The sequence below is a fragment of the Halorhabdus tiamatea SARL4B genome, assembly GCF_000470655.1.
GTDB lineage: Archaea > Halobacteriota > Halobacteria > Halobacteriales > Haloarculaceae > Halorhabdus > Halorhabdus tiamatea.
On the sequence record NC_021921.1, the window covers coordinates 373,692 to 391,980 of the forward strand.

The window sequence follows — 18,289 nt, forward strand, 5'->3', positions numbered from 1 at the left end:
TCGGCCGTCGCGTCAGTCCAACTCGTCTTCGAGAACTGACCGCAGGTCGGCGATCGCCGCCGCGTCGTAGCTGACTGATTCTTCACTGACGCTGAGGTCGAGCGTCCCCGAGTCGTCGGCTTCCCCGATCTCGACGACCGGAGCGACGCCGTCGAAGGCGGCTTCGACAGCAGCGGGATCGGTCGTCTCGATGACCGCCCGGCCCGGCTGTTCGTGACAGAGCGCGCCGACCGGGTCGGCCGCGTCGATCGTCACATCCGCGCCGGCGTTGTCGTGGATCATCTCCGCGAGCGTGACCGCAAGTCCGCCGTGACTGACGTCGTGGACGGCGAGGGTGTCCTCGTGATCGGCCACGTCGGCGAGCGTCTCGATGAACGTTGCTGGATCGTCGGGCAACTCGGGGAATCGGTCGCTGCCACCCTCGGCCAGTAGTTCGGACCCACCGAGACGGACCTCGGCGTCGCCGCCGAGCGCCAGGTCGCCGACGAGGACGAGCGTTCCCTCGCCCGAGAGCGACATCGGCGGGGCGGAAAAGCCGGGCTTGGTGCCGACCATCGTCAGCGTCGGCGTCGGGGGGATCGGTCCCGTCGAGGAGTCGTTGTACAGCGAGACGTTCCCGCCGACGACCGGGACCGAGAGGTCCGAACACACGTCGGACAGGCCATCCACGATGCCCGCGAACTCGCCGTAGACCTCGGGCTTCTCGGGGTTGCCGGCGTTGAGACAGTCGACGGCCGCAAGCGGCGTCGCGCCCTTGGCGGCGATGTTGGTCGCGTTCTCCAGGCCGGCCGCGAACGCCCCCTCGTAGGGCGCAGCGTCCGTCCAGTTGGGATCAGCGCCCGCCGAAATCGCGAGGCCCGTGGCCGTCTCGCGGCTATCACCGCTCGACCGTTCCGCGGACCTCCGGTCCGCGCGCGCCTCCCGGAGCGCCAGCAGCGCGGCGTCGTCGCCCGGCCGCATCGCCGTCCGGACCTGGACCTCGTGATCGTACTGGCGGTAGACCCACCGCTTGCTCGCGGTGTTCGGACTCGCCAGGACGGTCTCGACAGCGTCTGCGAGGTCGACGCCGGGTCGATCCGTCTCGGGCTGTTCGGGCTCGACGACCGCCAGGTCCGCCAGCGGTGCACCCTCGCCGACGAACTCGGCGGGGACATCGACGGCGACCTCGCCATCGCGGGTGCACGTGTAGTTCGGGTCCTCGGTCACCTCGCCGATGACGGCGGCTTCCAGATCGTAGCGTTCGGCGAGTTCCTGGACGCGGGCGACGTGCTCGTCCGTCACCTCGTAGACGATCCGCTCCTGGGATTCCGAGAGCAGGATCTCAGTGGCGGTCATGTTGGGTTCGCGTTGCGGGACGTCGTCGAGGTCGATGTCCGCGCCGAACCCGCCCTTGGCGACGAGTTCGCTCGACGCGCCACCGAGTCCCGCCGCACCGAGGTCCCGGGCCGACTCGACCAGGTCTTCCTCGATGAGCGCCTCGTTGGTCTCGATGAGGAGTTTCTCGCGGTAGGGGTTGCCGACCTGGACCGCGCTGCGGTCCTCTGTCTCGGCGTCCTCGGCGATGTCCTCGCTGGCGAAGGAGGCCCCGCCGAGGCCGTCCCGTCCGGTCGAGGCTCCGACGAGGACGAGGTTGTTGCCCGCCGCCTGGGCCTCGGCAGTGATGAGGCGGTCGGCCGAGAGCATGCCCACGCAGGCCACGTTGACCAGTGGATTCTCCTCGTAGTCCTCGTGGAAGGTGGTGCTCCCGGCGACTGTGGGAACGCCGATGGAGTTGCCGTAATCGGAGATGCCCTCGACGACGCCATCGAGCAGGTACCGGGAGTGTTCGCGCTCGAAGTCGCCGAAGTAGAGGCTGTCGGTCAGCGCGATGGGGAACGCACCCATCGAGAGGATGTCACGGACGATGCCCCCGACGCCGGTGGCCGCGCCGTCGTAGGGATCGACGAAGGAGGGGTGGTTGTGGCTCTCGATCCCCATCGCGAGGTAGGTGTCCTCGTCTTCGGGCAGCGCCACGACGCCGGCGTCGTCGCCCGGCGGGACGACGACGTGCTCGCCGTCGCTCTCGAAGCGCCCCAGCAGCGGGCGCGAGGAGCGATACGAGCAGTGCTCGCTCCAGAGGTTCTCGAACAGCGCCGCCTCCGCCGCCGTGGGGTCGCGGTCGAGTTCCTCGACGACGACCGCCCGGTCCGAGTCGGAAAGGGCCATTACCGGCCTCTCGCCACCGCCAGCGTTTATCGCTTTCCATGCCGTCGCGAAGGGGGCGAGCCGTAGTGGGGCCCGAGACGCGCACCGCACAGTGCTTAAGCAGCCACCCCGAATCGATCATGGCATGGCTGTTGCAGGGATTCCGTTCGAGGCGACGCTCGTCTTCGGACTCATCGGCGTTGCACTGGTCCTGTTCGTCTCGGAGGTGATCCCGAACGACGTCACCGCGATCGGGGTCATCGTCGCGCTGGCTGCACTGGGTCCGACCATCGGCCTCACGCCGAGAGACGCGATCGCCGGCTTTGCCAACCCCGCGACGATCACTATCGTCGCGATGTACATGTTGAGTGCTGGCATCCAGAATACGGGGATTGTCCAGCGCCTTGGCGTCTCATTGGCGGGGTTCGTCCGGGGCGACGAGGGGCGGGCGTTGCTGGCGACCGTCGGCACGACCGGCCCGATCGCCGGCTTCGTCAACAACACGCCTGTCGTCGCCGTGTTCATCCCGATGATTACCGATCTGGCCGAGCAGAGCGACGTCTCGCCGTCGAAGCTGCTGTTGCCGCTGTCGTACGCGGCGATTCTCGGCGGGACGCTGACGCTCGTGGGGACGTCGACGAACATCCTCGCCAGCGACTTCACCCGCCAGCTCATCCCCGGCCGAAACGGCATCGGCATGTTCGAGTTCACGCCGCTTGGCGTGCTCATCCTCGTCGTCGGCCTCGCGTACCTGCTGACGATCGGCCGCCGACTCACGCCGGCTCGGATCCCGGTCGACGCCGACCTGGTCTCGGCGTTCGATCTCGAGGAGCACCTCTCGCAAGTTCGCGTCCCGGCGGGATCGTCGCTCCTCGACGAACGCGTCGCCGACGTCGACGCACGCGAGGACGTCCCGGTCGACGTCCTCCAGCTTCGCCGGAACGGCGAGGCCTACGCCGTCCCGGACACCGACCAGCGGATCGCCGCCGGCGACGTCCTCGTCGTCAACGGCCCACGTACCGACGTAACTCGGTTCCGCGACGCGTTCGACCTGCGTCGACTCGTTCGAGAGGACGTCTCCGACGGGACCTTCGATGACAGTCCGACCGGGAACACCCTCGCCACGGCGGTCGTCCCTGATGATTCAACGTACGTCGGGGAGACGCTCGCGGAGGCCCGACTCGAGGAGTTTCACCGGACGACCGTGCTCGCGGTCCGGCGCGGCCGGGAACTCATCCGGGGAGACCTCGACAGCGTTACCGTCAGTCCGGGTGACCTCCTGCTGGTCCGGCTGTCGCCGACCGCGATCGAATACTTCGCGGAGTCGGGTGATCTCGTCGTCACAGAAGAGAGTGCCTCCGGACGGATCGACGAAGTGGAGCCACAGGCAGCCGCACCGCTTTCGCCGAAGACGCCGCTCGCAGTCGCGATCATGGCCAGCGTGATCGGCGCGGCGGCGCTGAATCTCCTGCCGATCGTGATCGCTGCCCTCGGGGGCGTCTTCGCGATGATCGTCACCGGCTGTCTGTCGCCCTCGGACGCCTACGACGCCGTCTCCTGGAACATCGTCTTCCTGCTGGCGGGCGTGATCCCGCTTGGCTTCGCGATGGAAGCAACCGGCGGCGCGACAGTGCTCGCCGATGCGCTGGTCGCAACTGAGGCGTTCCTCCCGCTCGTTCTCGTCATGCTGCTGTTTTACCTCTTCACCGGGCTCCTGGCGAACGTCATCACCCCCGTTGCGACCATCGTGTTGATGATCCCGGTGGCCGTCGATGCGGCCGGACAGATGGGGGCCGACCCCTTTTCGTTCCTCCTGGCAGTGATGTTCGCCTCGGCGACGTCGTTCATGACACCGGTGGGCTACCAGACCAACCTGATGGTCTATGGCCCCGGGGGCTATCGGTTCTCGGACTTCCTGAAGGTCGGTGGGCCGTTACAGCTGCTGCTGGCGGTCGTGACGACGGTCGGCATCGCGACGATGTGGGGGCTCACCTGAGTGGATCGAGCTGGGGGAGATAGCCGACGTGGACGAAGACGTTATCCCCCAGCGCGAGCACGACGAAACGATGGGAGAGGTCCACGGTTCGAACGCCTACAACAGGACCGCCAACAATGACGGGAACGCCACCAGCGGGGCCGGCGGCGATGACGACACGGTCTACTACGCGATCAGCGACCTCCACATCGGCGGGGACGAGCAACTCGAACACGTCGAGTTTCTCGAGGAGTTGCTGGCCTTCCTTCGGCGGCTCGAAGCGACCGACGAAACGGCCGAACTCGTCATCAACGGCGACGCCTTCGGGCTCTGGGAGTTCACCACCCTGGAGGGGATCGAGAAGTTCGACGCCCTGGTCGAGCGATACCCGGCCCTGTTCGAGCAACTTCGGGCGACTGGAGAGAGCGTTCAGATCACACTCCTGCCCGGCAATCACGACCACGAACTCGCCGCCTACGACGCGTACGTCGAGCGCTTCGCCGAGTACAACGTGGCGCTCGTCCAAGAGCAGTCGCTCACCCGTCCCGTCGGCGACCGGGCGATCCACTTCGAACACGGCAACCAGCGCGACCCGAACAACCGCTTCGAAGATTTCGGCAATCCCCACGAGAAGCCGCTTGGCTATCACTACAACACGCTCGTGACGAGCCGGGCCGGCCAGGTCTCGGCTCGCGGCCGGCGCAACTGGCTGAAGGACATCCAGGCAGTCACCCCGACCGAGCGGGTTCCGGTCTGGTTTCTCTCGAAGTACTTCTACAACGAGATGCACCCGCTGCTCCGGTACGCGGCCGTTCCCTTTCTCCTGCTGTTCAACCTGAGTGCGATCGTCGCGATCGCTGTCGGGCTGGACCTGGTCGGCGTCTGGTCGCTCCCGACCGAGACTGTCGAAGGAGCCTTCGGCCGGTTTGGGTCTGCCGGCGCGTTCGCGTTCTCGCTGCTCGCGATCAACGTGGCGATCGTCGGCATTCTCGTGCTGGTCTGGATTCCGCTCCGGTTCATCCTCCAGGATTTCAAGCGGACGATCGACCGATTCGGGCTCGTCGAGACCGAGTTCACCGTCGATCCGAGCGAACCCTATCGGGCGGCAGCAACGGATGTCTTCGAGTCGGATCCGGAAACGGCCGTCTTTTGCTACGGACACACCCACCGGCCAGCCGTCGACGAGCACGACGGTCGGTTGATCGTCAATACGGGGACGTGGCTCAAGCGGTTTCACCGACGGCCAGTGATCGCCGGTCTGCTTCCGCCGGTGTTTCACCCCACCTTCCGGTTGAGTATCGTCCGGATCGCTGCCGAAGACGAGGGTGTAGCCGTCGAGTACGAGACGATGGACAAGCCAGACCCGGCCAAGACGGACCTGACGTTCACCGAGCGACTCCTGACGGTCGGTCGGGTGCCGGACCCGACGATTCCGGATCGAGTGGTCGCCACGGACACGCAAACGACCTCGACATCCCCCGACGAGTAGGTTCGAACGTCGAGGAAGCAAAGCGAGAGACGCTTCCAGCGGACACACGTCCGATCTCACGTCGAATAGCGGGCGTCAACTTGCAGTGTGTCAGATTCGCCCGGCGGTTTCGGGAAGATTTATATACGGCGACGCCATCCATCCGGTTGCAAATGTCCAATACGCACGAGGTTACGTCGGAATCCCCGGCGGATCGAGTTCTTCCAGGGCACACTCGATAGTACGTCCGAAATCACGGACGCACGAATTTTCGATACCACGCTTCGCGACGGGGAACAGACGCCGCGAACCTCGTTTTCTTACGAAGACAAACGGGAGATAGCGGCGGTGCTCGACGAGATGGGCACCCACGTCATCGAAGCGGGGTTTCCCGTCAACTCCGACGCGGAGTTCGAGGCGGTACGCGATATCGCCGAAAGTACCACGACGACCACCTGCGGGCTCGCCCGCGTGGTCGAGGAAGACATCGAAGCCGCCCTCGAGTCGGGCGTCGAACTGGTTCACGTGTTCGTCTCGACCAGCGACATCCAGCTGGCCGATTCGATGCACGCGAGTCGCGAGGACGCCAAACAGCGGGCCGTCGAGTCGGTCGAGCGCGTCGTGGAGGCCGGCGTCGACGTCATGTTCTCGCCGATGGACGCCACTCGCACCGACGAGGACTTCCTGATTGACGTCGTCGAGGCTGTCACCGAAGCGGGCACCGACTGGATCAACATCCCCGACACGACGGGGGTTGCTACGCCGGGTCGCTTCCAGGAGATGGTCGGCAACGTTGTCGCCCACACGGACGCGCGCGTGGACGTTCACACGCACGACGACTTCGGGCTGGCGACGGCCAACGCCCTCTCGGGGTACGAGGCCGGCGGCGCACAGGCCCAGGTCAGCGTCAACGGCATCGGCGAGCGCGCCGGCAACGCCGCCTACGAGGAGGTCGTCATGGCACTGGAGTCGCTGTACGACGTGGATACGGGCATCGACACGACCCGAATCACCGAACTCTCCCGCCTGATCGAAGAGAAAAGCGGCGTCGACACGCCGGGCAACAAGCCCGTCGTGGGCGAGAACGCCTTCTCCCACGAGTCGGGCATCCACGCCGCGGGCGTTATCGAGAACAGCGATACGTTCGAGCCGGGCGTGATGACCCCCGAGATGGTCGGTGCCGAGCGCGAACTCGTCCTCGGGAAACACACCGGCCAGCATTCGGTCCGGGAGCGACTCCTCGAGGCCGGGTACGACCCGACCGAGGAGGAGGTCCGGACGGTGACCCGCCGCGTCAAGGAGTACGGCGCGGAGAAGAACCGCATCACGATGGACGTCCTAGAGCGGTTCGCCCGCGACGTGGACGTCGACCGGGCGCGCGAGGAGGTCAGTGCCTGAGATGACGCCCACGTCGTTCGCCCCGACCGGGCAGCCGCCGCTTTACGACGTCGTTCTGGACGTTCGTGGACCGATCACACGGAACGTTTATAATGAACGACCACAATCGTCAGATACCGATGCGCTCGCTGTCACCCACCGGCGGTCGATCCGGCGACAGCGGCGCGGTCGACCTGCTTCTCGTCGGTATTGTAGGGGCGCTATAGCCCCGATAGTACCACACTCTCCTCGACGTTCGTATCGCACTTCCACCACCAGCGAGCAGACGCCAGCCATGACACACTACCAATCACACGCGCCGGAACGGCGGACAGCCGATCGGCGGCCGACAGCCATCACACGGAGGTATCGACCATGAGCGAACGCACCACGATCACGGACGCTGACGAAGCGACCGACGAAGACGAGTCTCACCGAACGGCGACCACGGGCGCTGAATCCGTCGTCATCGCCTTAGAGAAGGCCGGCGTCGAGAAGGCCTTCGGCGTCCAGGGCGGGGCGATCATGCCCGTCTACGACGCGCTGTACGATTCCTCTATCGAGCACTTCACGATGGCCCACGAACAGGGGGCGGCCCACGCGGCCGACGCCTACGGGATCGTCTCTGGCGAGCCAGGCGTGGCGTTCGCCACCTCCGGGCCGGGCGCGACGAACCTCGTGACGGGGATCGCCGACGCCTCGATGGACTCCGATCCACTGATCGCCCTGACGGGCCAGGTCGCGACGGACTTCGTCGGCAACGACGCCTTCCAGGAGACCGACACTGTCGGCATCACCCAGCCGGTCACCAAGAACAACTACTTCGCGGGCGACGTCGAGACCGTCGGCGACGACGTCGGCGAGGCCTTCGCACTCGCGGAGGCGGGTCGGCAAGGCCCGACGCTGGTCGACCTGCCGAAGGACACGACGAAAGCTGACCTCGACGTCCAGCCGGGCGAAGCCGAGACGCCCGACACCTACAACCCGCCGGAGAAAGCCGACGAGGTCGTCGTCGAGGCCGCCGCCGAGGCACTCCAGGCGGCCGAAAAGCCGGTCATCCTCTCGGGCGGCGGCGTCATCAAGGGTGAAGCCACCGACGAATTGCGCGCGTTCGCACGCACGTACGACATCCCAGTCATCACGACGATGCCCGGGCTGGGCACGTTCCCCGAGACCGACGACCTCTCGCTTGGCATGGCCGGGATGCACGGCACCGGGACGGCCAACATGGCGATCACCAACTGCGACGTGTTGCTCGGCGTCGGCACGCGCTTCGACGACCGGCTGACCGGCGGCGTCGAGACGTTCGCGCCGGACGCCGAGGTCATCCACGCCGAGATCGATCCGGCGGAGATCAACAAGAACATCGAGGCCGACTACCCGCTGCTCGGCGACGCCGAACGCGTCCTCGAGCAACTCGACGACGCGATGACGGCCGCGCCCGATGCCGAGACGTGGCGCGAGCAGTGTGACACCTGGAAGGCGGAGTACCCGCTGGACTACGAGATGCCCGAAGACGAGCCGCTGAAACCCCAGTACATCGTCGAGCGCTTCGATGAACTCGCCGACGACGACGCGATCATCACCACGGGCGTCGGCCAACACCAGATGTGGGCCGCGCAGTTCTGGACCTACACCGAACCCCGGACCTGGGTTTCCTCGAATGGCCTGGGGACGATGGGCTACGGCGTCCCGTCGGCGATCGGCGCGAAGACGGCGGCTCCCGATACGGAGGTCATTACCTTCGACGGCGACGGCTCTTTCCTGATGACGATGCAGGAACTGTCGGTCGCCGTCCGGGAGAATCTCGATATCACGTACGTGATCCTCAACAACGAGGCCATCGGGATGGTCCGCCAGTGGCAGGACGGGTTCTACGAGGGCCGACGCATGGCCAGTGAGTACCAGTGGGTGCCCGAGTTCGACATGCTCGCCGAGGCCTTCGGCGCTCGCGGGTTCCGACTCGAAGAGTACGACGAGGTCGACGACGTGATCGAGGCGGCACGGGCCTACGACGGGCCGGCCGTCATCGACGCCATCATCGACCCCGGCGAGGACGTCTACCCGATGGTTCCAAGCGGTGGGGACAACGGGCTGTTCGCACTGTCGAACGAGCAACTCAACAATCTCTAACAATGAGCAGTGGAGAACTCCCTGGGCCGGCCCCCGACGAGCGGATGCGACCCGAGGGGCGGCGCAACACGCAAGGTATTCGCATCGACCCGGAAGCCGAAGCGACCCACCAGCCCCGGATGGCCGTGCTGTCGGCCTTAGTCAAACACGAGCCCGGCGTCCTCGCGGAGGTCTCGGGCCTGTTCAGCCGCCGGCAGTTCAACATCGAGAGCCTCACCGTCGGGCCGACGACCGACGACGGCGTCGCCCGGATGACGATCGTCATCGAGGAGGCCGAGCCGGGCATCGAGCAGGCCAAAAAGCAACTCGAGAAACTCGTTCCGACGATCGCCGTCGAGGAACTACAGCCCGAGGCGATGCGGCGGGAACTCGCTCTCATCAAGGTGGCCGCCGAGAAGCCCGACGACGTCCAGTCGGTCGCGGAGATGTACGGCGGTCAGGCCGTCGACGCCTCGACTGACGCCGTGACCGTCGAGATCACGGGCAGCAAACAGAAGATCGACGCCGCCGTCGAGGCCTTCGAGCAGTTCCACGTCGAGGAGGTCGTCCGCACCGGCGCGGCCGCGCTCGAACGCGGTGCGGAGACGATGGACGCAAACGGATACGTGAGCGAGGAGTGACGTGCGGGCCACAGTAACACGATAGATTGAACACCGACCCATCCGGAAACGAAGACGACACACTACCGATGACTGACGAATTCGACACGACTGTCTACGACGACGACGACGCGGACGAATCGTATCTCGAAGACGCGACTGTAGCGGTCCTTGGCTTCGGCAGCCAGGGCCACGCCCACGCCCAGAATCTCGACGACAGCGGCGTCGACGTGGTCGTCGGCCTCCCCGAAGGCAACGAGGACCGCCCGGTCGCCGAAGACGCTGGCCTACCGGTCGAGACGCCCCCCGAGGCCGCCGCAGAGGGTGACATCGTCGTCATGCTCGTGCCCGACAACGTCCAGCCGGTCGTCTACGACGACATCGAAGACGCCCTGGAACCGGGCGACACGCTCCAGTTCGCCCACGGGTTCAACATCCACTACGGCCAGATCGAACCGCCGGAAGGCGTCGACGTGACGATGGTCGCCCCGAAGTCCCCGGGCCACCTGGTCCGGCGGACCTACCAGCGCGGCGAGGGGACGCCCGGCCTGGTCGCGGTCGAGCAGGACGAAAGCGGCGAAGCCAGGGAGGAGGCCCTGGCCTACGCGAAGGCCATCGGCTGTACGCGGGCGGGCGTCATCGAGACGACCTTCCGCGAGGAGACCGAGACCGACCTCTTCGGCGAGCAGGCCGTCCTGTGTGGCGGCGTCACCGAGATGATGAAAGTCGGCTACGAGACACTGGTCGACGCGGGCTACAGCCCCGAGATGGCTTACTTCGAGGTCCTCAACGAGCTGAAACTCATCGTCGATCTGGTCTACGAGGGCGGGCTGATGGAGATGTGGAACTCCGTCTCGGATACCGCCGAGTACGGCGGGCTCACCCGCGGGGAGTACGTCATCGACGAGTCGGCCCGCGAGGGGATGGAGCAGATTTTAGAGGAGGTCCAGAACGGCGAGTTCGCCAAGGAGTGGATCTCCGAGAACCAGACCAACCGCCCGAGCTACAAGCAGCTCCGGGAAGCCGAGGGGAACCACGAGATCGAAGACGTCGGCGAACGGCTGCGGGAGCTGTTCGCCTGGGACGAGGAAGCCGAGTGAGCGACGCGACACAATGAAATCACGCTATCGAACCCAGACGACGGACAGAGGACGAGTATGAGTCAGGGAACGCTGTACGACAAGGTGTGGGATCGCCACAAGGTAACGCAACTCCCCAACGGGCAGGACCAGCTGTTCGTCGGGCTGCACCTCATCCACGAGGTGACCAGCCCGCAGGCCTTCGGCATGCTCCGGGAGCGCGACATCGAGGTCGCCCGGCCGGATCTCACCCACGCGACGGTCGATCACATCGTGCCGACGAGCGACCAGTCCCGGCCCTACAGCGACGACGCGGCCGAGGAGATGATGAGCGAACTCGAGGAGAACGTCCGCGAAGCGGGCATCCAGTTCTCGGACCCGACGACGGGTGATCAGGGTATCGTCCACGTCATCGGCCCGGAGCAGGGCATCACCCAGCCCGGCAAGACCATCGTCTGTGGCGACAGCCACACCTCGACCCACGGTGCCTTCGGCGCGCTGGCCTTCGGCATTGGCACCTCCCAGATCCGGGACGTCCTGGCCACCCAGTGCATCGCCATGGAGAAACAGAAGGTCCGGAAAATCCAGGTCGATGGCGAACTCGGCCCGGGCGTCGAGGCCAAGGACATCATTCTGGAGATCATCCGCCGACTTGGCACCGACGGCGGCGTCGGCTACGTCTACGAGTACGCCGGCGAGGCCATCGAGAACCTCGACATGGAAGGCCGGATGAGCATCTGCAACATGTCCATCGAGGGCGGCGCTCGCGCGGGCTACGTCAACCCGGACGAGACCACCTACGAGTGGATGGCAGAGACCGATTACTTCCAGGAGAACCCCGAGGCCTTCGACGAGCTGAAGCCCTATTGGGAGTCCATCCGCTCAGACGAGGACGCCGAGTACGACGACGTGGTCCACATCGACGCGAGCGAACTCGAGCCGGTCGTCACCTGGGGAACGACCCCTGGCCAGGGCATCGGGATCAGCGAGCCGATTCCCGCCCCCGAGGACCTGCCTGCGGACAAACAGGAGACCGCCCGGCGCGCCCAGGAACACATGCGCGTCGAACCCGGCGAGACGATGGCCGGCTACGACATCGACGTCGTCTTCCTGGGTTCGTGTACGAACGCACGCCTGCCCGACCTGCGACGGGCGGCGGCGATCGTCGAGGGTCGGGAGGTCGACGACAGCGTCCGGGCGATGGTCGTCCCCGGCAGCCAGCGCGTCCAGCAGGCTGCCGAGGAGGAAGGCCTTGCCGATATCTTCCGCGAGGCCGGCTTCGAGTGGCGCAACGCCGGCTGTTCGATGTGTCTGGGCATGAACGAGGACCAGCTGGAGGGCGAAGAGGCCTCCGCCTCCTCATCGAACCGGAACTTCGTCGGTCGTCAGGGCTCCAAAGACGGCCGGACGGTCCTGATGAACCCCCAGATGGTCGCCGCGGCGGCGATCACCGGGGAAGTGACTGACGTGCGCGAACTCCCGGAGGTGACCCCGGCATGAGTGACTTCGACGCCGACATCCCCGAAGTGCGCGAGGTGGCTGGCACTGGCGTTCCCATCCGCGGGAACGACATCGACACCGACCAGATCATCCCCGCGCGCTTCATGAAGGTCGTCACCTTCGACGGTCTGGGGCAGTTTGCCTTCTTCGACGTCCGCTACGACGACGATGACAACCAGAAGGACCACCCGATGAACGAGGATCGGTTCAGCGACGCCAACGTGATGGTGGTCAACGACAACTTCGGGTGTGGCTCCTCACGCGAGCACGCCCCCCAGGCGCTGATGCGGTGGGGGATCGACGCGTTCATCGGCGAGTCCTTCGCCGAAATCTTCGCGGGCAACTGTCTCGCGCTGGGGATGCCGACCGTGACGGCCGATCACGAGACGATCGCCGACCTCCAGGACTGGGTCGAGGCGAATCCCGACGGCGAGATCGACATCGACGTCGCCGGGGAGACCATCACCTACGGCGATCGGACGGTCGACGTCACTGTCGACGACGCTCAGCGAAAGGCTCTGGTCGAGGGGATCTGGGACACGACCGCACTGATGAGTGCAAACGAGAACGAGATCGACCGGACGGCACAGTCGTTGCCGTACGTGCAGTAGACCGACTTACCGGCGGTCTTCGTTGTTTTGCCCTAACGCAACGTCGAAGATATCTTCATCGTCGAGCTCGGCCGCGAGCTCGTCGAGTTCGCGTTTGAGCTCCGCAAGTTCCGTGGACGGTTCTTCCGTTTCCACCGCCGTGTCGCGCTCGCTTCGGGAGCGAGCGAGTGCATAGAAGCGTGAAAGGAGCTTCGCGTAGCGGACACGACGCTGGAGGCGATCGACAGTCGAACGGATCGTCTCCGTCTCAGCGACCTGCTCGAGAACCGCATCTGCCGTTTCGGCAGTCGGATTCACACTGGTGCCGTACTGGAGTAGCTGTGCGTCGGGCGAACTCGTTTCGACGATTGCGGTCAGATCAGCCACCGATAGCGATTCGAATGCCGGATCGAAGATGACGACAGTAACGCTTTCATCGAGACTCGTTTCGGTCTCTTGGACTGTCGTCGCGGTCCGAACCGGCCATTGATCCCGGAGCGTTGCCGTCAACGACGCTACGAGGTCTTCATCCGGAGAGCTGACCAACACGGCCTGGATCGGGGCCATCGTATCGACGGGTTCCACGGCGACAGATAAAAATGATCGGACTTCTCTCAAACCGTGCTCGGTCCTCACTCGAGGTCGGCGTCGGTCCGGACCGTCGCGTCGAACAGCGGCGACAGCGTTTCGAAGACCCGATCCGGGTGGCCGTGAGCGTCGATGTGGTAGTGAGCCGACCCACCGGCTTCGCTGACGCGCGCGGTGAGCACGTGGAGGAATCGCGACAGCGTTTCCTCGGACTCGAACTGGAGTAGGTCCGTCAGCGAGTCCAGACAGACGACGATTGTCTCGTCAGTGTCGCCATCGAGTTGGTCGGTCACGGCGCTGCCGATCTCGCGGAGATCGACGTCCGGTACCTCGATGACGTCGACGAGTGCGCCGTTCTGGCCGCCGAACCCGTCGGCAGACATCGCGGCCGACCGGCCGCCGTGTGAGACGTCGACGAACGTCAGGTCTGTCGTCATCGGGTTGATCGCCTCGCCCCATTCAGCCATGCGGCCGCCCGGCGAGGACGCCACCGTGACGCCGACGATCTTGTCGGGGACGCCCTCCCGTGTCAGCAACTCCTCGCAACACGCTTCCTTGTTCGGGCTGATCTCCGGCGAGATACACAGGACGTTGTCGGCGTCCTCGGGCAGGTCCGCTGGTTCGGCGATGTCGAAGCTCACGGCGAGTCACCCCGTCCGACTGCGGTGCTCAGTTGTCTCATCTCTAGTCCTACTACCGATTACAATATTAACAATTAAGTAAGTTACGGGAGGAGACAGAATATCACGGTCTGAAAGGCGTTGACACGCACACCGAAAAATGAGTATTTCGGTGGCGGAAAACATTTAATATGGTATACTATTGTATTAAATATATTCGTATTAGATCATTTTAGAAATGTACTTTTATCTATGCAATCAAGGTTGAGTTGGCTATGAGCCACTCAGAATCGGAAGAGACGAGCTTCCTCGCACAGCACCCGCGAATGATGGGCGTCCTGTTCATGCTGCTGGTCCTGTTGACGCAGGTCGGCGCAGCGGCCGGGGCCGTGAGTAGCGCTAATCCTGGCCCCTGAGACGACTAAGCGACGTAGTATTACTCCAGTCCATTCCGTTCTCATGTAGAATTGGGAAGTCTCCCTTCTCACAGAAATGATCGAATTCTTCAGAGCTCATATAGACCTCTTCAAGAAAGGCTGTGAGCAATGAATTCGAATCAAATGGACTTACATGCCAATCACGTAGACTTCCGAGTGAAATGTCTGAAATTGGATAGCCTTGAATATCAAATGACACACCATCGTCGTTAAAATTCGAAATATAGATGCTTAGCGGTGCCCCCGATTGGCTCTCCACGATATTCGCGTGCCCGTCACCGATGACCATGTAGCGACTGGCGAGCTGTTCGTCTTCTTCAATCAGTGAGCGAGCAGTCGCTATCGTGAAGCCGGTATTGAGCAACCGGGCGATATGTTTCCCGATTCTGGTCGCGGTGGGATTCGGGATGTTCGCCAGCGTCACGATGCCGCCGACGGCACCCGCATCGACCAGGGCCTTGCCCTGCTCGTAGGACTGACAGGCGTTGAGCAAGAATCCGCTGACGTTGACCGACGAGAGCGCGCGGACGTCGAGGTAGCCGTCGCTGCACTTGAACCCGTTGTCGTCGACGTGGCCGATGTAGTGGAGGAAGTCGGTGTCGCGCTGGAAGACGTCGGCGAGTTCGCCCTGGGTGAGGTTCGCGTGGATCGTGACGTCGAAGTCGATCCAGTCGCGTGCGCCGTAGACGTCCGAGACGGCGGTTTCGTCGCTCATCGCTTCTTCGTTGACGACGACGTCGACCCGGACGCGTCCGGACTCGACCGGATCGTACTCCAGCCGGCGGCGGAACATCTCGGGCGTCATCTTGGTCGCGCCCAGCGGAATCCCGTCGCCGACGAACGTCTGCATCAGGCTGTCGGTCGGATCCGGCCTGAAAACCCGGTCTGTGACGTTGGATTCTCCAGATGTGGCCCCCGAACGTACGTCGGCTGCCCCGCGCACCAACACCGGCTCCTCCGGCGTCGCCACGCCGTCCCGGAAGAACGCCTCGATGTCCGGCGACGCTTTCGAGAGGTCCTCCGGCTCGATGTCGTCGTCGCCGGTCGCCCGAATCACGGCGAGGTCAGACGCAAGAAACGGCAACACCCGAACGTTCTCGGGTGCGGGCTGCACGTCGGCGGTCAGCTTCCACTCCGGCCTGGCCGGATCGACGGCCTCGAAGGGAATCTCGAGGTAGGCTTGCGTCCGCTCGGGAAGTGACAGGTCGTACAACCGCTCGAAGTCGAGGTCGATCCGATCCTCGAGAACCGAGCGCTCGTGGAGTTCGACGTCGTAGAGCCCCTCCGTTCGAACCACGCAATCGAGTGTGAAGACGTGCTTGAGAATCTTCGCGATCCGCTCCTCGTAGCCGTCTGGCCCCACGAGGGGAATTGCCTCCCCGTCGGCGTGGAGCTGCGGGCGCTCGCCGGGAACGAGTTCTGCGTCGAGGTAATACGACAGCGGTGCAGCGGGCAGTATCCGATCCCAGCGAGGCGGCAATTCGATCGACATCGACGCCGGCGACAGCCGACTTCCGCCCGGTGCGGAAAACTCCTCGCCGAGCTCCACGAGTGGCGGATGCCCGCGGAGCGTGGGGAACGATCGCTCCGGCGACGTCGTCTTCAGCGCCGCACGGAACTGCGAGATGGCTCGCATCACGTCGCGTGGCTGCTCGGTCGTCGTGATCGTCCGGGCCGGTTGTTCGTGATACGACCGGAGTCCGACGACCACCGGAGCGTCACCGGTGGCTCTGAACTCGACGACGTCACCCGTCGCGTCGACCGTGACTGCCCCGTCGAAGCCGAGATAGAGTTTGAGCTGCACTGAGGAGAACTCGACGACGTACTCGCCGGCTGGCAGCGTTACGCGATCGCCGCCCGTCAACTGCTCGACGAGATCGAACTCGCCGTCTCTGATCCAGACGCCGACGAGATACGGCGTTCGGAGCACGTCAGCCTCGATCGAGACCGCCCCGTCGACCGGGATTGGGAGGGCGTCTTCGGGGGCGGGTTCCGTCTCGACGGGGTCGGGCGTCAGGAACGTGAACTGCCCGCCGTCGATCGGATCGACGACCTGGATACCGGTCGGTGCAGCCAGCGGTTCGAACCGCGGCGTCGAGGAGAGTGGCAGGGTATCCATGGTGTCTTGATTCGTCGCGACGAGAGCACCGCTATAGCCAATACACGTCGACTGCAGCAAAAAGCGTTCTGGAGGGGATAGATCACAGCGGTACAGCGCGGAAGCCCACCCGTTCACGGCTGTCTCTTACCCACAAGTCCTAATCGAGGAGCTGACGAACCAAGACTGGTAGATGGGACGCCGCTCACGGAGTTGGAAGCCAGAACTCGATGAGGATGGACAGCTGTGTGACATGGATGTTTCCGGGTGGATTCGAGCGGAGTTTCGGTCAGCTGAGTTTGGAGACAAGCGCCTGACTGACCGATTGGTTCAACTTGGGGATGAACTCGGCAGCTCACCTGCCGAGTCCATCCCCGCTGCCTGCGGAGACTGGGCCTCCACAAAAGCTACATACCGATTTTGCGATAATGACAGTGTGGACCCCAACGAGGTTCTCTCTGCTCACAAGCAGCAACAGCAATCAAGAGTGAGTCGGTCAGACGAACTCTTGATTGTCTCCGATACCACCGAACTCGTGTTTCCGAGACATCCCTCCAAAGAGGGCCTCGGCGACATTGGCAATTCTGAAATGGATCTCGAAGGCGTCAAGCTACACTCCACGATCGGAATCAATCCACGCACCCATCGGATGACTGGAGTCATCGATCAGCAGGCGCTGATCGAGGACCAGCAGGCTGGTGAGAAGTACGATGCCAACGGCAAAGCAGAGCCGATTCAACTTGACAATGAGCATGAGAAGTGGAGCCGTGGCGACAGGCAAGCCAGAGACTGGCTTGCCGACGATATCCGCCCGCTGTTCATTCATGACCGAGGCGCAGATTCATTCGCGTTCTACGAAGAAGTCACCGGAGAGATGGAAAGTGCTGGCTTTATCGTCCGAGCGAATCAAAACCGGCGGATTTGGACTGATGATGGTGAACCTGAAAAACTCTTTGACTGGAGCAGCGACCTTGCCGAGCAAGGTCGCAAAACAATCGAGATTCAACAGGGAGGTGGGCGCGAAGCGAGAACGGTGGAGTTGTCGATAGCCACTGGAACGTGTGAGTTGCGCGCACCAAGGAATAATCCTGAGCAAGAGGGTTCAATCGAGGCGAATGTCGTGAGAGTCGACGAGGTCGGTGAAAATGACGACCCGATTCAGTGGGTGTTGCTCACCACTGAATCGGTCGAAGAGTTTGAAGAGACACTGACACTCATCGACTATTACGGCCTCCGCTGGCGAATTGAAGACTGGCATAAAGTGCTCAAGAGTGGCTGTAACATCGAAGAACGGCAACTGCAGACTTGGGAGCGGATGGAAGTTCTGTTGAGCATGTATTCAGTAATCGCGTGGAAAGTTCTGGAGTTACGAGAACTTGCCCGTGGTGATAGTTCAGTATCTCCGGCGGTCCTGCTGAGTGAGGCAGAGTGCACAATTCTGGAAACGAAATTTCCAGAATTGAGCGACCAAGATGGAAAATCATACGCAGTGAGCGTCGCTAAACTCGGCGGTTATCTTGATCGTGGTTCAGATCCGCCACCAGGGTGGGAGACGATGTGGAAAGGACTCCAGAAGCTACGCATGTGGGCTGAAGGATACGAACTCGGTGCTGAATGAGCGCGCTTCGCGGCTCATTCAGC

At 63.8% G+C, this 18,289-nt stretch carries 14 protein-coding genes; 10 read left to right on the forward strand and 4 right to left on the reverse strand.

Features of this window, described 5'->3' with window-relative positions:
• Positions 1-12 precede the first annotated feature (12 nt).
• Complete coding sequence (gene purL, locus HTIA_RS01925; RefSeq protein ID WP_008524754.1) at positions 13-2,205, reverse strand: phosphoribosylformylglycinamidine synthase subunit PurL; 2,193 nt, start codon at positions 2,203-2,205, stop codon at positions 13-15.
• A gap of 124 nt (positions 2,206-2,329) precedes the next feature.
• Between purL and HTIA_RS01930 the strand changes: the two genes are divergently transcribed.
• The 8 genes from HTIA_RS01930 (at position 2,330) to leuD (ending at position 12,926) form a co-directional block, all read left to right on the forward strand.
• Entirely contained in the window at positions 2,330-4,180 is a 1,851-nt protein-coding gene (locus tag HTIA_RS01930; RefSeq protein WP_008524755.1) for an SLC13 family permease, read from the forward strand.
• Between the two features lie 28 nt (positions 4,181-4,208).
• Positions 4,209-5,648: a metallophosphoesterase family protein gene (locus HTIA_RS01935; RefSeq protein WP_008524756.1), complete on the forward strand. Its 1,440-nt coding sequence runs from the start codon at positions 4,209-4,211 to the stop codon at positions 5,646-5,648.
• A gap of 159 nt (positions 5,649-5,807) precedes the next feature.
• The gene (locus tag HTIA_RS01940) at positions 5,808-7,025 is read left to right on the forward strand and encodes a LeuA family protein (RefSeq protein ID WP_173399593.1); all 1,218 of its coding nucleotides are present in this window, start codon (positions 5,808-5,810) and stop codon (positions 7,023-7,025) included.
• Positions 7,026-7,379: 354 nt separating this feature from the next.
• A complete protein-coding gene (gene ilvB, locus HTIA_RS01945) occupies positions 7,380-9,137 on the forward strand; it encodes a biosynthetic-type acetolactate synthase large subunit (protein ID WP_008524758.1) in 1,758 nt (585 codons plus the stop codon).
• Positions 9,138-9,139: 2 nt separating this feature from the next.
• The gene (gene ilvN / locus HTIA_RS01950) at positions 9,140-9,757 is read left to right on the forward strand and encodes an acetolactate synthase small subunit (RefSeq protein ID WP_008524759.1); all 618 of its coding nucleotides are present in this window, start codon (positions 9,140-9,142) and stop codon (positions 9,755-9,757) included.
• Between the two features lie 68 nt (positions 9,758-9,825).
• Entirely contained in the window at positions 9,826-10,836 is a 1,011-nt protein-coding gene (gene ilvC, locus HTIA_RS01955; protein WP_008524762.1) for a ketol-acid reductoisomerase, read from the forward strand.
• Between the two features lie 57 nt (positions 10,837-10,893).
• Positions 10,894-12,315 (forward strand): 3-isopropylmalate dehydratase large subunit, encoded by a 1,422-nt coding sequence (gene leuC / locus HTIA_RS01960; protein WP_008524763.1) that lies wholly within the window; start codon positions 10,894-10,896, stop codon positions 12,313-12,315.
• Positions 12,312-12,926, forward strand: a complete 615-nt coding sequence (gene leuD / locus HTIA_RS01965) for a 3-isopropylmalate dehydratase small subunit (RefSeq protein WP_008524765.1) — start codon at positions 12,312-12,314, stop codon at positions 12,924-12,926. The genes leuC and leuD overlap by 4 nt, the downstream gene beginning before the upstream one ends.
• A gap of 6 nt (positions 12,927-12,932) precedes the next feature.
• Here the strand turns inward: leuD and HTIA_RS01970 are convergent, their stop codons facing one another.
• The gene (locus HTIA_RS01970; RefSeq protein ID WP_021029611.1) at positions 12,933-13,472 is read right to left on the reverse strand and encodes a hypothetical protein; all 540 of its coding nucleotides are present in this window, start codon (positions 13,470-13,472) and stop codon (positions 12,933-12,935) included.
• 65 nt (positions 13,473-13,537) lie between these two features.
• The gene (locus tag HTIA_RS01975; RefSeq protein ID WP_008524768.1) at positions 13,538-14,134 is read right to left on the reverse strand and encodes a DUF7504 family protein; all 597 of its coding nucleotides are present in this window, start codon (positions 14,132-14,134) and stop codon (positions 13,538-13,540) included.
• 254 nt (positions 14,135-14,388) lie between these two features.
• Here HTIA_RS01975 and HTIA_RS16770 point away from each other — a divergent pair, with 254 nt between their 5' ends.
• Positions 14,389-14,529 (forward strand): DUF7503 family protein, encoded by a 141-nt coding sequence (locus tag HTIA_RS16770; protein ID WP_020935961.1) that lies wholly within the window; start codon positions 14,389-14,391, stop codon positions 14,527-14,529.
• On the opposite strand, the gene HTIA_RS01980 is transcribed toward HTIA_RS16770, so the two are convergent.
• A complete protein-coding gene (locus HTIA_RS01980) occupies positions 14,513-16,669 on the reverse strand; it encodes a hypothetical protein (RefSeq protein WP_008524771.1) in 2,157 nt (718 codons plus the stop codon). The genes HTIA_RS16770 and HTIA_RS01980 overlap by 17 nt on opposite strands.
• 172 nt (positions 16,670-16,841) lie before the next feature.
• Here HTIA_RS01980 and HTIA_RS01985 point away from each other — a divergent pair, with 172 nt between their 5' ends.
• On the forward strand, positions 16,842-18,266 hold the full coding sequence (locus HTIA_RS01985) for an IS4-like element ISHti4 family transposase (protein WP_020935938.1): 1,425 nt from the start codon (positions 16,842-16,844) through the stop codon (positions 18,264-18,266).
• Positions 18,267-18,289 lie beyond the last annotated feature (23 nt).